10 protein-coding genes are annotated in these 13,619 nt (G+C 73.0%); 7 read left to right on the top strand and 3 right to left on the bottom strand.

Going from position 1 to position 13,619, the window contains the following annotated elements; all coding sequences use genetic code 11:
* Nucleotides 1-256 precede the first annotated feature (256 nt).
* The 4 genes from IE134_RS12140 (at nucleotide 257) to IE134_RS12125 (ending at nucleotide 6,014) form a co-directional block, all read left to right on the top strand.
* Complete coding sequence (locus tag IE134_RS12140; protein WP_126931450.1) at nucleotides 257-1,900, top strand: ATP-binding protein; 1,644 nt, start codon at nucleotides 257-259, stop codon at nucleotides 1,898-1,900.
* Entirely contained in the window at nucleotides 1,897-3,747 is a 1,851-nt protein-coding gene (locus IE134_RS12135; protein WP_189430440.1) for a GTPase, read from the top strand. Before IE134_RS12140 ends, IE134_RS12135 begins: the two co-directional genes overlap by 4 nt.
* 113 nt (nucleotides 3,748-3,860) lie before the next feature.
* A complete protein-coding gene (locus IE134_RS12130) occupies nucleotides 3,861-4,322 on the top strand; it encodes a single-stranded DNA-binding protein (RefSeq protein ID WP_030721315.1) in 462 nt (153 codons plus the stop codon).
* Nucleotides 4,323-4,520: 198 nt separating this feature from the next.
* Nucleotides 4,521-6,014, top strand: a complete 1,494-nt coding sequence (locus tag IE134_RS12125; protein WP_189430437.1) for a Cys-Gln thioester bond-forming surface protein — start codon at nucleotides 4,521-4,523, stop codon at nucleotides 6,012-6,014.
* 35 nt (nucleotides 6,015-6,049) lie between these two features.
* Here the strand turns inward: IE134_RS12125 and IE134_RS12120 are convergent, their stop codons facing one another.
* Complete coding sequence (locus tag IE134_RS12120) at nucleotides 6,050-6,676, bottom strand: hypothetical protein (protein ID WP_050513829.1); 627 nt, start codon at nucleotides 6,674-6,676, stop codon at nucleotides 6,050-6,052.
* A gap of 206 nt (nucleotides 6,677-6,882) precedes the next feature.
* Between IE134_RS12120 and ettA the strand changes: the two genes are divergently transcribed.
* From ettA to IE134_RS12105, 3 genes are read left to right on the top strand one after another with little or no spacing between them, the layout of a single operon-like run.
* Complete coding sequence (gene ettA, locus IE134_RS12115; protein ID WP_010063043.1) at nucleotides 6,883-8,547, top strand: energy-dependent translational throttle protein EttA; 1,665 nt, start codon at nucleotides 6,883-6,885, stop codon at nucleotides 8,545-8,547.
* Nucleotides 8,548-8,552: 5 nt separating this feature from the next.
* Entirely contained in the window at nucleotides 8,553-8,975 is a 423-nt protein-coding gene (locus IE134_RS12110; protein WP_003969105.1) for an acyl-CoA thioesterase, read from the top strand.
* Complete coding sequence (locus tag IE134_RS12105) at nucleotides 8,972-9,679, top strand: DUF8010 domain-containing protein (RefSeq protein ID WP_030721307.1); 708 nt, start codon at nucleotides 8,972-8,974, stop codon at nucleotides 9,677-9,679. The genes IE134_RS12110 and IE134_RS12105 overlap by 4 nt, the downstream gene beginning before the upstream one ends.
* A gap of 58 nt (nucleotides 9,680-9,737) precedes the next feature.
* On the opposite strand, the gene IE134_RS12100 is transcribed toward IE134_RS12105, so the two are convergent.
* Entirely contained in the window at nucleotides 9,738-10,769 is a 1,032-nt protein-coding gene (locus tag IE134_RS12100; RefSeq protein ID WP_030721305.1) for an ABC transporter ATP-binding protein, read from the bottom strand.
* Nucleotides 10,766-13,618 carry an ABC transporter permease gene (locus IE134_RS12095; protein WP_189430435.1) on the bottom strand — a complete coding sequence of 951 codons (2,853 nt, stop codon included), beginning with the start codon at nucleotides 13,616-13,618 and terminating at the stop codon, nucleotides 10,766-10,768. The genes IE134_RS12100 and IE134_RS12095 overlap by 4 nt, the downstream gene beginning before the upstream one ends.
* Nucleotide 13,619 lies beyond the last annotated feature (1 nt).

Here is a 13,619-nt window from a genome sequence, read left to right as displayed (position 1 = left end):
TCCGATCCCCTGGACCCGGTTGCTTCACCTGCGTGGCACGTTGTGGAGGTTCGGTGAAGCGAACCGATAATCGCAGGTAGGTGCGATTCCCGCAGCGCTTTTCGCCTACCACGCGCCGGGTGTTGTGCAGTCGTTATGCCCCCGCCCCACTCGTCCCCTCTGTCCTGACTCTGTCCAGAGGGTGGAACCGCCGCGCAGAGGGGTCTATACGCTTCAAAAAGGCTCCAAAATTGGGCATTCTTCGCATGTGGTGACCATGGACGTACGGCCTCAGCTCATCGACGCACTTTCCGCCCTGCGCGACCGTGTCGCCGCCGTGCGTCTCCCACTGCCCCTGCCGGGGGCCGAACGCGCCCGGCAGACCAGGGTCGAACTCCTCGCCCAGCTCGACGACTACCTCCTGCCACGCCTCAAGGACCCCGAGGCGCCGCTGCTCGCCGTGATCGGCGGATCCACCGGGGCCGGGAAGTCCACCCTGGTCAACTCGCTGGTGGGGTGCCGGGTCAGCGAGGCCGGGGTGCTGCGGCCCACCACCCGGACCCCGGTGCTGGTCTGCCACCCGGACGACCACCACTGGTTCGCGGGTGTACGGGTGCTGCCGCAGCTCACCCGGATCTGGCTGCCGCCGGGCCAGACGCCCGACCCCGACGGGCTCGACGACCTCGCCGCGCGCGGAGAGGACGGGGAGGCCGCCCTGCGCGTGGAGACCGCGCTCAGCCTGCCCCGCGGGCTCGCCATTCTGGACGCCCCCGACATCGACTCGCTCGTCGTCCGCAACCGCGTCCTGGCCGCCGAACTCATCTGCGCCGCCGACGTCTGGGTCATGGTCACCACCGCCTCGCGCTACGCCGACGCCGTGCCCTGGCATCTGCTGCGCACCGCGAAGGAGTACGACGCGGCCCTCGTCACCGTCCTCGACCGGGTGCCCCACCAGGTGATCGCCGAGGTGTCCCGGCAGTACGCGGCCCTGCTGACCCGGTCCGGACTCGGGGACGTACCGCGGTTCACCATCCCCGAACTGCCCGAGTCCACCGGCGGCGGCAGCGGACTGCTCCCCGCCAGCGCCGTCGCCCCGCTGCGCGCCTGGCTCGCCCACCGGGCCCAGGACCCCGCCGCCCGGCAGCAGGCGGTGGGGCGTACCGCCTCCGGCGTCATCGAGTCGCTCAACGTACGGATGCCCGCCCTCGCCTCCGCCGTCGCCGCCCAGTACGCCGCCTCCGTACGGCTCACCGCGGCGGTCGACGAGGCGTACGGCAAGGAAGCCACCCGGATCCGCCGCCGACTGAAGAACGGGGCGGTGCTTTCCGGGGACGCGCGGACCCGGTGGCGCGGCCACCCCCTCTACAGCTCGCCCGAGGAACTCCTCGAAGCCCTCGTCGACAGCCTGGTGGCCCTGCTCCAGTGCTCGGTCTCCGCCGCCGACGAACAGATCCGCACCCACTGGCACCGCGAACCCGCCGGGGCCCTGTTCCGGTTCGAGGGCGCCGGACGGGAGGCCGGGGGCTGGGGGCCCGCCGAAGACGTCGAAGGGCGGATCGCCGTCGCCGTACGCCGGTGGCGCCGGGTCCTGGAGGAGCTGGCCGAGGAGGAGGTGCGCCAGCTCGACCGCAGCGTGGCGCCCGCCCCCGAGAGCGTCGCAGCCCTCCTCGCGGCCGCCCTGCTCGGCGGGCGGCGCGCCCGGGCGGCGGGGGAGCAGCTCGCCGAACGCATCGGCGCCCAGGGTGCGCTGCGCCTCCGCGACAAGGGCGGCGAGCAGCTGACGACCACGCTCGACCAGGTCCTCGGCGGCGAACGCGAACGCCGCCTCGCCCCGCTCGACGCGCTCGACGTCGCCCCCGAACCCCAGGCCGAACTGATCGCCGCGCTTTCCGTACTGCAGAAGGAGAGGTGGCAGCGATGACTGCCGTCACGGACGAGGACCACGGCAAGGGCGACGGCACGGGGAAGCCGGACGGGCGCGCGGACGGGCGCTGGGACGACGGGCTCATCGCCCGGCGCGCGGCCGAGGCCCGCGAAGCGGAGGAGGCCGCGCCGTCCCCGCCCGCCGAGGTCGAGGCGGAGCCGCAGGTCGAGGCGTACGCCGCCGCCGACGGACCGCTGCCCGCCCGGCTCGACGCCCTGCGCGAACTCGTCGGACTCTCCCGCGCCCGGCTCGACCGGGACACCCTCGCCGAGGCGGGCCGCGTCCTGGACGAGGCCGCGGCCCGGCAGCGGCTCTCCTCCCGGCACACGGTCATCGCCGTCGCGGGAGCCACCGGCAGCGGGAAGTCGACCCTGTTCAACGCGCTCGCCGGGGCCCCCATCTCCGACACCGGGCTGCGCCGCCCCACCACCTCCCAGCCCATCGCGTGCAGCTGGACCGACGGCGCGGCGGGACTGCTGGACCGCCTCGCCGTCCCCGGGCGGCTGCGGCGCAGGCCCCACCCGGGACCCGCCGCGCTCGACGAGGCGCTCCAGGGGCTCGTCCTGGTCGACCTGCCCGACCACGACTCGGCGGCCACCGAGCACCGCGACCAGGTGGACCGGGTGCTGGCCCTGGTCGACGCGGTGATCTGGGTCGTCGACCCGGAGAAGTACGCCGACGCCGCCCTCCACGAACGCTATCTGCGCCCGCTCGCCGGACACGCGGAGGTCACCTTCGTCGTCCTCAACCAGACCGACCGGCTGCCCGGCGAGGCCGCCGACCTCGTCCTCGACGACCTCCGCCGCCTCCTCGACGAGGACGGCATCGCGCTCGGCGAGCACGGCGAACCCGGCGCCACCGTCATGTCCCTGTCCGCGCTCACCGGCGACGGGGTCCCCGAACTCCGCGAGATGATCGGTCGGTTCGTCTCTGACCGCACCGCCGCCACCCGCCGCCTCTCCGCCGACGTCGACGCGGCGGCGGCCCGGCTGCGCAAGGTGTACGTCGCCGAGGGGCGGCCCGGTCTCGGCGAGCGGGCCCGCGAGGAGTTCACCGACCGGCTGGCCGAGGCCGTCGGCGCGGCGGCCGCCGGACAGGCCGCCGAGCGGGAGTGGCGCCGCAACGCGAGCCGGGCCTGCGGGACGCCCTGGCTGCGGCTCTGGCGCTGGTACGAGAACCGGGGCCTGCCCGGCAGCCTCGACCGGCTGGGCCAGGCGCTCACCCCGCCCGAGGAGGAGCTGACGGCCCGGCAGCGGGTCGAGCAGGCGGTGCGGATCGTCGCGGACGACGCCGCCGACGGGCTGCCCGGGCCCTGGGCGCAGGCGGTGCGCGAGGCCGCGTTCACCGGGGCGCAGGGGCTGCCCGAGGCGCTGGACGAACTGGCGGTCAGGGCCGGGGCCCCCGGCGCGTCCAAGCGGGGCGGCGGGACGGAGACGGGGAAGAGCACGGTCCCCCAGCTCGGCGGGCGGCCGCCCAAGCCGCCCCGGCCGAAGTGGTGGCCGGCCGCGGTGCTGGCCCAGGCGTCGATGACGCTCCTGCAGATCTTCGGCGGCCTGTGGCTGGTCGGCCAGATCATCGGCGTCCTGGAGCCGGGGCTCGTCACCCCCGCGCTCATCATGCTGGCCGGTGTCGTCGGGGGCCCGCTGGTCGAGTGGGGCTGCGCCGCGGCCATCCGGGGACCGGCCAGACGGTACGGGCAGGACGCCGAGCGGCGGCTGCGCGAGGCCGCGGCCGGCTGCGGACGGGCCAGGGTCCTGGATCCGGTCGCGGCAGAGCTGGTGCGCTACCGGGAAGTGCGCGAGCGGTACGTGACGGTGACGGAGTTTTCCACAACCGGCCGGTAGTCCACAGGCCCCGACGCGATTCCTTTCCGGCCCCCACCATGGAGTGCGTACACACCGCCGGACGACGAGGTACGCGCGGTGCACACGGAAGACAAGGAAAGCGGGGGCGGGAAATGAACGAGACCTTGGTGACCCTGGTGGGTAACGCGGCGACCGCGGTGGACTTCCGGGAGACGGCCACCGGAGGAATGGCGCGATTCCGTTTCGCCGTCACTCCGCGCCGCTGGGACCGCGAGAAACAGCTCTGGGCCGACGGCCGCACCAGCTTCTACACCGTCTGGTCCTGGCGGACGCTCGCCGCGAATCTCGCTGGTTCCGTTTCGGTCGGGGAACCCCTGGTCGTGCACGGCCGGTTGAAGGTCCGCGAGGAGGAACAGGCCGGTCAGCGACGGACGTTCGTCGATGTCGAGGCCGTCGCCGTCGGCCACGACCTGAGCCGGGGGACGGCCGCCTTCCGTCGGACGCCCAGGATGGAACCACATCTGACGGAGCGTCCGGAGCGCGTCACGGACGGCGACACGGAGGAGTCGCCGAAAGAACGGGAACAGGTCGGCGCAATGGCCGCAGTGTCCTGAAAAGGCTGTTCGGCGACGCGTTCGGGCGCCATCCCGCGATAACGATTCCGATTCGGAATGGTTGGCGAAGGGCAGTTCGGGGGACTCACCTCGGCCCGTTCTTTAGGATTCCCAGTGCTCACGGGTCACTTGGGTCTGCTGGCGAGGCATTCCCCACACGCGCACCACGCGCGAGGGCCTCGCCCGGAGGGGAATTCTGTGTTTTCTGCGCCTTCAGCGTCCGCTGCGTCGTCCGGCACGACAGGAGCGGACCCCGGCCGCGGGATCCTCCGCCCGGTCGCCGCGCTGCTGGTCTCCGGTCTCGTCGCGGCCGCCGCGCTCGTCGGCGCCGGACCTGCGGCGGCCGAGGACACCAGCCGGCACCACGGCGGCGCGGCCGCCGTGCTCGACGGACTGAAGACCTTCGACAGCGCCGTGCTCCGCATCGCGGGGGAGGACGGCGCGCCCGCCCGGACCCAGGAACTGCCCGCCGGACTGTTCGAGATGACCGTGGACGGCGGCGGCAAGCTCAAGACCTACTGCATCGACCTCCACAACCCCACCCAGGACCAGGCGAAGTACCTGGAGACCCCCTGGGCCGAGACCTCGCTCAGCGGCAACCGGAACGCGGGGAAGATCCGCTGGATCCTCCAGCACTCCTACCCGCAGGTCGACGACCTGGCCGCGCTCGCCGAGGCGGCCGGTACCGGCCCGCTGACGGAGCGGACCGCCGCCGCCGGCACCCAGGTCGCCATCTGGCGCTACTCGGACAACGCCGACGTCACCGCGTCGGACAAGCAGGCGGAGAAGCTCGCCGACTGGCTGCAGCGCAGCGCACGCCCGGAGAAGGAGCCCCGGACCTCACTGACCCTGGAGCCGGCCGCCGTCTCCGGCCGCGCCGGAGAGCCGATCGGTCCCGTGAACGTCCGCACCGCCGCGGGCCAGGTCTCGGTGTCGCCCCCGGTGGACGCCGCGGCCAGCGGCGTCCAGGTCACCGACAAGAAGGGGACCCCGGTCACCGAGGCGTCCGACGGGGACCAGCTCTACTTCGCCGTACCGAAGAACACCGCGGACGGCACCGCGTCGCTGAGCGTCCAGGCCACCACCTCCGTGCCGGTCGGCCGGGCCTTCGCCGGGACGGGCCGCACCCAGACCCAGATCCTGGCCGGCTCCAGCGAGTCGACCGTCTCCGCCCGGGCCACCGCCACCTGGGCCGAGACCGGCGCCGCCCCGGCGGTGACCGCCCGGAAGAACTGCGCGAAGGGCGGGGTGGACGTCACGGCCGCCAACCGGGGCGACGAGCCGTTCACCTTCGAGCTGGCCGGTGAGGAGCACACCGTCGCCGCCGGGGAGACCAGCACGGTCACCGTCCCCGTCGCCGAGGACCAGGCGTACGACTTCACCATCACCGGGCCCGCCGGGTTCAGCCGTACCTTCACCGGGATGCTGGACTGCGCCACCAGCGGCAGCGTCCTGGAGCAGGAGAGCGAGGAGGCGGGCGGCGCGGGCAACGACGTCGGCACGCAGAGCGCCGAGCGGTCCCTCCCGGCCACGACCGGCGCCGCCACGTCCGGCCTTGAGGGCGACCTCGCCGCCACGGGTGGCTCCAGCGCCACCCCGATGCTCGCCGCCGTCGCCATCGGACTGCTCGTCGTGGGCGGTGGTGCGGTCTTCGCCCTCCGCCGGAAGAAGCCGCACACCGACGGTGAGTGAGCGAGGAAGCGCGGAAGGTCATCCGGCTTGCCGTGTCAGGCGGCTCGGGGCGTCTCCGGGCCCCCAGGCCGGGGCGAGGGAAGCTGCACGGGGCCGGTCCGCTGCTCCCCGTCGTGATCGTTCCCGGCCCCGAGATCGGCGCGCATCGTGGCGCGCATCCCCTCCCATCGCTCCCACAGGTGATCGAAGTCCGACCGTAGGCCCTCGAAGGACCCGTCCGGGTCGGGAGTCCCTTCTTCCAGGGACATGACCCGGCGGTACACCTCCGACAATGCGGCGGTCATCCCGTCCAGCTCGGCCAGAACCGCTGTGGACGCGATCAACTGGGCCTGGGCGAAGGTTGCGTGATGATCGCGTCGGGCCTCTTCGACCCGTTCTCGAGCTTCTGGCGTCACCGCTCCTTTCTGCAGGGTCCACAGGAAGTCCATGAGGTGCGTTCGGTAGCGCCGGAATGACGCGTTGACCTGCATGTAGCCGTCGCGTCGGCGGCTCAGTTCAGCCACCTGCTGCTCGCGCCGCCACTGCGCCTCGGCCGACAGCTGCTGGCGGTCGAACTGCTCCGCCTGCACGCGGGCCAGAAGGCGTTGGGACAGCACGGAGGCGATGAGCGTGCCCGTGACACCGACCACTGCGGCGGCCAATCCGATGAGAGCGCTTCCCATGTGACCCCCGTGGCCGGCTGAGAGGACGTCGTCGTCGGCATTCTTCCCGCAATGCAGTGGCTACAACCGGTGACGTTCGGCCTTGAGCCCGTGTGGCGAGGGTGGCTGTTGAGGGTCCTCCGGCGAGACGGGTTTCCGTCCGGAGGCGGACGTCAGGCAAGATGGGTGTATCTGCCCACACCTCTATTGCTGCCGGACGGTTTCTCTTGGCTGAGTACATCTACACCATGCGCAAGACGCGCAAAGCGCACGGCGACAAGGTGATTCTCGATGACGTCAATCTGAACTTCCTGCCCGGCGCGAAGATCGGTGTCGTGGGCCCCAACGGCGCCGGTAAGTCCACGGTGCTGAAGATCATGGCGGGCCTGGAGCAGCCGTCCAACGGCGACGCGTTCCTGTCGCCCGGCTTCACCGTCGGCATCCTCATGCAGGAGCCGAAGCTCGACGAGTCGAAGACCGTCCTGGAGAACGTCCAGGACGGCGCCGCCGAGATCATGGGCAAGCTCCACCGCTTCAACGAGGTCGCCGAGCTCATGGCGACCGACTACTCCGACGCGCTGATGGAGGAGATGGGCAAGCTCCAGGAGGACCTGGACCACGCCAACGCGTGGGACCTGGACGCCCAGCTGGAGCAGGCCATGGACGCCCTGGGCTGCCCGCCCGGCGACTGGCCGGTCACCAACCTCTCCGGTGGCGAGAAGCGCCGCGTGGCGCTCTGCAAGCTCCTCATCGAGGCCCCGGACCTGCTCCTCCTCGACGAGCCCACCAACCACCTGGACGCCGAGTCGGTGAACTGGCTGGAGCAGCACCTCTCGAAGTACGCGGGTGCCGTCGTCGCCGTCACGCACGACCGGTACTTCCTCAACAACGTCGCCGAGTGGATCCTCGAACTCGACCGCGGCCGCGCGATCCCCTACGAGGGCAACTACTCCACCTACCTCGACAAGAAGGCCACCCGCCTCAAGGTCGAGGGCCGCAAGGACGAGAAGCGCCAGAAGCGCCTCAAGGAGGAGCTGGAGTGGGTGCGGTCGAACGCCAAGGGGCGCCAGACCAAGTCCAAGGCCCGTCTCGCCCGGTACGAGGAGATGGCGGCCGAGGCCGACAAGATGCGGAAGCTGGACTTCGAGGAGATCCAGATCCCGCCGGGCCCCCGGCTCGGTTCCATCGTCGTCGAGGTCGAGAACCTCTCGAAGGCCTTCGGCGACAAGGTCCTCATCGACGACCTGTCGTTCACGCTGCCCCGTAACGGCATCGTCGGCGTCATCGGTCCGAACGGCGCGGGCAAGACCACGCTGTTCAAGATGATCCAGGGCCTGGAGACCCCCGACAGCGGCTCGGTCAAGATCGGCGACACGGTCAAGATCTCCTACGTCGACCAGTCCCGCGCCAACATCGACCCGAAGAAGACCCTCTGGGCCGTCGTCTCGGACGAGCTGGACTACATCAACGTCGGCCAGGTCGAGATGCCGTCCCGCGCCTACGTCTCCGCGTTCGGCTTCAAGGGCCCGGACCAGCAGAAGCCGGCCGGCGTCCTCTCCGGTGGTGAGCGCAACCGCCTCAACCTGGCGCTGACGCTCAAGGAGGGCGGCAACCTGCTGCTCCTCGACGAGCCCACCAACGACCTCGACGTGGAGACCCTGTCCTCGCTCGAGAACGCGCTGCTGGAGTTCCCCGGTGCCGCCGTGGTCATCTCCCACGACCGCTGGTTCCTGGACCGCGTCGCCACGCACATCCTCGCCTACGAGGGTGACTCCAAGTGGTACTGGTTCGAGGGCAACTTCGAGTCGTACGAGAAGAACAAGATCGACCGCCTCGGCCCGGACGCGGCCCGCCCGCACCGTGCCACGTACAAGAAGCTCACGCGAGGCTGATCCTCTTGGCTCGTCACCTCTACAGCTGCCCCCTGCGCTGGTCGGACATGGACGCCTTCGGCCACGTCAACAACGTGGTCTTCCTCCGCTACCTGGAGGAGGCGCGCATCGACTTCATGTTCCGGCTGGCGCCCGGGGACGGTTCCCCGTCGTTCTCGGGCGGGTCCGTCGTGGCCCGGCACGAGATCGACTACGTACGGCCGCTGGTCCACCGGCACGAGCCGGTGACCGTCGAGTCGTGGGTCACGAAGATAGGCGCCGCGTCCCTGACGATCGCCTACGAGATCAAGGACCCCGAGCAGGTGTACGTACGCGCCTCGACCGTCGTCGTGCCGTACGACCTGGCGGCGGAGCGGCCCCGGCGGATCTCCGCCGAGGAGAAGCTCTTCCTCCAGCAGTACCTGGCAGAGGAGCCCGCCGCGGCATGACCGTGCCCGTGCAGTCGCTGCTGTTCGCCGACCCGAGGGAGGCGGCGGATCTCGCCGCCTTCCTCGGCCGGCTGCTCCACTACGACCGGGCCGCAGCGGTCCGGTTGCAGGCGGGCGGCGGCGACGCGCTGGCGGTGTTCGGCCGCCCGCCCTCCTTCGAGGTCCTCGCCATCCGCACCGCCCGCCTGGCCCGCCCCGAGACGCTCGACGTCACGGTGTCGGCCGGGGAGCTGCTGGAGTCCCTCGACGTCTCCGGCGACGGCGAGGGCCCGGGGGAGCGGGGCGGTGCGCTGCCCGCGCCCGTCACCGGGCCGCCCTGGACCGGCGTCCTGCCGCCCCGGGGGCCCTGGCAGGAGCAGGCAGGGCTGCCCGCCCCCGACGCGCTGCGCGTCGCGCTTGACGAGGCCGTCGCCGAATTCCGTACGCGGGACGAGGCGCTGCCCGAGGAGTCGCGGACCCGCGCCGAGCGCGACCGGATCGGCCGCGAGATCTGGTCCCGGCCGGTCGGTACCACGGACCTGCCCCTGCGCGCCGTGCACGCCGCCCAGTCCCTCGGTTTCCTGCGTCCCGACCCGGACTTCCCCGTCTCGCTGCTCTCCGCGGGCGGCTGGCTGCGGCTGCGGACGCCCTTCGGCTCGATCGCGCTGCGCCGCGACCCGGCCGGCGGGCTCGGCGGGCTCGGCCTGTCGGTCGAGCCCGGCTGAACCGGCGGCCCGGCTGACCGGCCGACGGCCGGATCGGCGGGGCCGGTCGCCTCCGCCGCTACTTCTCCCGCTTCTCCTGCGGGTCCGAAGACCCTTCCGGCTTCTCCGGAGCGCCGTGCGCGTCCGGCCAGACGCCGATGTGGTCCTGCTCCAGCTCCAGCAGCACCCGGTGCTCCATACCCAGCGCCTGCGTGTAGTCCGCGGGCAACTGGAGCCGCCCCGCCCGGTCGAGCATCGCGTACTCCCGGGCCACCTGCGACTCCTGGCCCGTCGCCGCGTCCACCTCCGTACGGCGCAGCACCTCGGAGGACGTACGGCCGTCGCGGATGGCGACCGTACGCCGGACCTCGTTCGCGACCGCCTGGTCATGGGTGACGATCACGATCGAGGTGCCCAACTCCTCGTTGGCGCGCCGGAACGCGGCGAAGACCTGCTCCCCGGTGGCCGAGTCCAGCTCACCGGTCGGCTCGTCCGCCAGCAGCACGGACGGGTTGTTGGCCAGCGCCACCGCGATCGCCACCCGCTGCTGTTGACCGCCGGAGAGCTGCTGGGGCCGCCGGTCGCGGCAGTCCGCGATGTCCAGCATGGCGAGCAACGACTCGGCCCGGGCGGCCCGTTCGCGCTTGCTCCCCCCGCCGCGCAACTGCATGGGCAGGGTGATGTTCTGGATCGCGGTGAGATACGGGAGCAGATTGCGGGCGGTCTGCTGCCAGACGAACCCGACCACGTCCCGCCGGTAGCGCAGCCGTTCCTTCGGGCCCATCGACAGCAGATCGCACCCCGCGACCTTCGCCGAGCCCGCCGTCGGCACGTCCAGCCCCGCCAGGATGTTCATCAGCGTCGACTTGCCGCTGCCCGACGCCCCCACCAGGGCCATCAACTCGCCCTCGGTGACCAGCAGATCGAGGCCCTGGAGGGCCTGCACCTCCACCCCGTCCGTGGTGAAGATCCGCACCACCCGGTCGCAGGCGATCAGCGCGTCGTGCCCGTAGGAGGGGCGGTCCCGGCGGGCCGCGGCCCGCCGCTCCAGCTCCGCCAGCGTCGTCTCGGCCGCGCGGGGCGTGCCTGCCGTCTCGGTGGACGAGGTCATCGGGAGTCTCCTGCCCTGAGTTCGGTGATCGATCCGCGGCGGCTCGCCCACCACGCCTGCACGCCCGCGACCGCGGCGGCGAGTGCCACCACCCCGGCGGCCGGCAGCGCCAGCGACCAGAGGTCGGCGCGCAGCGTGACGGGGCTCGTGTCCGATCCGGCGACGCCCGCGAGCGCGAGCGGCACCAGATCGATGCCTGGGGAGAGCAGGACGATGGTCGCCCAGCCGGTGAGCAGGCCGCCGCCCGCCGCCAGCAGCGCCTGCGGGGTCGCCTCGAAGGCCAGCAGCCGCCTGCCCTGTCCGGTGGTGAGCCCCATCGTCCGCAGCCGCGCCAGCAGCGTCTTGCGCTCGGGCGCGGTCTGGAGCAGCGACAGCAGAACGGCCAGCAGCGCGTAACCGGCGCCCGCCGCGACGGCCGCCAGATAGATCCGCTCGGCCCCCGCCTGCATCGGGGTGTTCACATACCGCGCCCGTTCCTCGGAACGCAGCTGTACGACGAACTCCTCGCCGTTCCCGTCGGCCGCCGCGCGCAGCTTCCCCGGGTCGGGGGCGCCGGTGAGCAGCAGCGTGGTGGGCACCCGCTGCTCCAGGGAGGCGGAGTTGACGATCAGGAAGTTCGTGGAGGCGAGGGACGCCACCCGCTCGACGGTCCCCACCACCTGGACCTTGAAGTTCCCGGACAGGGTGTCGACCGCGTGCTGCTCCTTGCCCAGCCGGGCCGCCACCGCCGGGGAGGCGATGACCGGCAGCACGCGCTCCGGGCCGGACTTCGCGCCCTCGGGCAGCGGTGCCGAGGCGCCGGTGGCCTTCAGCAGGCCGCTCGGGAAGTCCGGCAGCCCGGTCGTGCGGGCCAGCCGGGTGTACGAGGCCGGGTCGACGCCCACCATGGTCGTGGCCCTCGCCCCGGCCGCGTCGCCGCCACCTCCGCTGTCCGCGCCCGTATCCGTACCGCTGCCTGCCCCGCCGCCACCGGCCGCCGTCTCCGGCATGGTCACGCCGAACTCGACCCGCAGTGGGGCCGCGTTCCGCACCCCGTCCAGGCCGCGCACCGTGCGGACCAGTTCGTCGGGCAGGGTCGCCCGCTCGCTCTTGCCGCTGACCCGGGCGTCCGCGCCGACGGTCGTCAGCGCCGCGTCGTCCCGCGCGTCCCCGATCCCGGCGATCACCGAGCCGCCGAACGCCGCCGTGGCCAGCGCCAGCAGCAGGGCCAGCAGCGGCAGCGCCCCGCCCGCCGAGGACCGTCCGGCCCGGGCCAGCGACAGGAAGCCGATCGCCCCGCGCAGCCGGGCCACCGGACGCGCGGCGAGCCGCAGGGGCAGCGGGTAGAGCCGCACCAGCACCAGTGCCGCGATCAGCGCGAGCAGCACAGGCGCGCCGCTGACCAGCAGATCGGTGCCGCCCCCGGACGTACCGCGACGGCGCAGCGCCGTCACCGCACCGACCGCCAGCACCAGCAGGGTCAGTTCGGCGACGGTCCGCCGACGCGAGGGCCGGGCGCTCACCATGTCCTCGCGGGCGCCGTGCAGGGTGGGCCGGATGTGCTGGAGCGTGGTCCGCAGGGGCAGCGCGACGCAGACGAGAAGCCCGACGCCCGCCGCCGCCAGCGCCGCCGGCCACCAGCGGCCCTCGCCCACGGCCAGCACCGCGAGGAGCAGGCCGAGCGCACTCGCGGGCACCACGGTCACCGCGGTCTCCGCGAGCAGACGGCCGCCGATCCCGCGCAGCGAGCCGCCGCGCGAGCGCATCAGGGCCAGTTCGGCCTTGCGGCGGGCGGCGATCAGGGCGCCCGTCATCACCAGGACGACGGCCGCCACGGAGCCGATGCCGAGGGCGGCGACCGCGATCACGGGGCTGATCGCGTCGCGCATCCGCGCGTTGGCCTGCACGATGTGCCCGAGCCCGGTGAGGACCTCCGCGGTGTCCCCGGCGATCGCCCGCACCTTCAGCAGCCCGGGGCCGCTCTCCAGCGAGTTGACGACGGCCGTCAGCCGGGCGCCGTCGGGGCCGGTGAGCGCGGAGGCGTCGGGCGGGAACCGCCAGAACAGTGACGGTTCGGTGGCGGTGGCCAGGAGGGCGGGACCCGCGTCCTCGGCCAGCAGGACGGTGCCGGTCCAGTAGTTCTGCGGGAAGGGGCTCGCGGGGTCCGGGATCAGGGACGGGGTGCGCACCAGCGGATCGGCGGACCAGTAGCTGCCGCCCGGGTCACGCGGGGCGACGATGCCCGTGATGGTCACCGTCAGCGGACCCCCGACGGCGGTGGGCAGTCGGAGGGTCGAGCCGACCTTCATGTTCAGCGCGGCCGCCGTCTCTTCGGTGACCGCGCCCCGCACCGCACGCGAGCCGGCCGTCACCGCGTCGGGCGTCGTCGGCCAGGCACCCTTGACCAGCCGGGCGTGCTCCTTCAGCCCGGTCTGCGCCGTGTACGAGAGCTGCGGCGGCACCGTGTCGGGCCTCGGCAGCCACGGCTCGGTCGCGAGCACCGGCTTCAGGGTGCGCACGCCGAACGCCACGGACGACATGTCCGCGCGCAGCGGATCGGGCAGGGCCTTGCCGAGCGCACCGCCGATCCGCCGCAGCTCGGGCGTCCGTACTCCGGCCTCCCGCTGCTCGCGCGGCAGTTCCAGTCCGGGCTGGGGGCGGGAGACCTCCACGGCGCTGCGCCCGGCGTCGGCCAGCCGGATGTCGTGGCGCAGCCCCTTCGTCTCGTACGCGTCCACGGCCCGCGGGAACGCCGCGGCGAGGAACGCCGTCACCAGCACCAGCACCGCGAGGGCCACCGCGGCGCCGGGTGCGGTGCGCAGCCGGGTCCGTATCCAGGGGGCGCTCGCCGCCCGCTTGCCGTCGCTCATG

Source organism: Streptomyces rubiginosohelvolus (genome assembly GCF_014649875.1).
Lineage (GTDB): Bacteria > Actinomycetota > Actinomycetes > Streptomycetales > Streptomycetaceae > Streptomyces > Streptomyces rubiginosohelvolus.
The sequence above is the reverse complement of the archived record's forward strand: the minus strand, read 5'-3'. Positions and strand labels throughout refer to the sequence as shown.

Excerpts from the sequence above, each read along its gene's own strand:
- IE134_RS12140 (WP_126931450.1), top strand. The coding sequence starts at position 257 with ATGGACGTACGGCCTCAGCTCATCGACGCACTTTCCGCCCTGCGCGAC.
- IE134_RS12135 (WP_189430440.1), top strand. The coding sequence starts at position 1,897 with ATGACTGCCGTCACGGACGAGGACCACGGCAAGGGCGACGGCACGGGG.
- IE134_RS12130 (WP_030721315.1), top strand. The coding sequence starts at position 3,861 with ATGAACGAGACCTTGGTGACCCTGGTGGGTAACGCGGCGACCGCGGTG.
- IE134_RS12120 (WP_050513829.1), bottom strand. The coding sequence starts at position 6,676 with ATGGGAAGCGCTCTCATCGGATTGGCCGCCGCAGTGGTCGGTGTCACG.
- IE134_RS12105 (WP_030721307.1), top strand. The coding sequence starts at position 8,972 with ATGACCGTGCCCGTGCAGTCGCTGCTGTTCGCCGACCCGAGGGAGGCG.
- IE134_RS12100 (WP_030721305.1), bottom strand. The coding sequence starts at position 10,769 with ATGACCTCGTCCACCGAGACGGCAGGCACGCCCCGCGCGGCCGAGACG.
- IE134_RS12095 (WP_189430435.1), bottom strand. The coding sequence starts at position 13,618 with ATGAGCGACGGCAAGCGGGCGGCGAGCGCCCCCTGGATACGGACCCGG.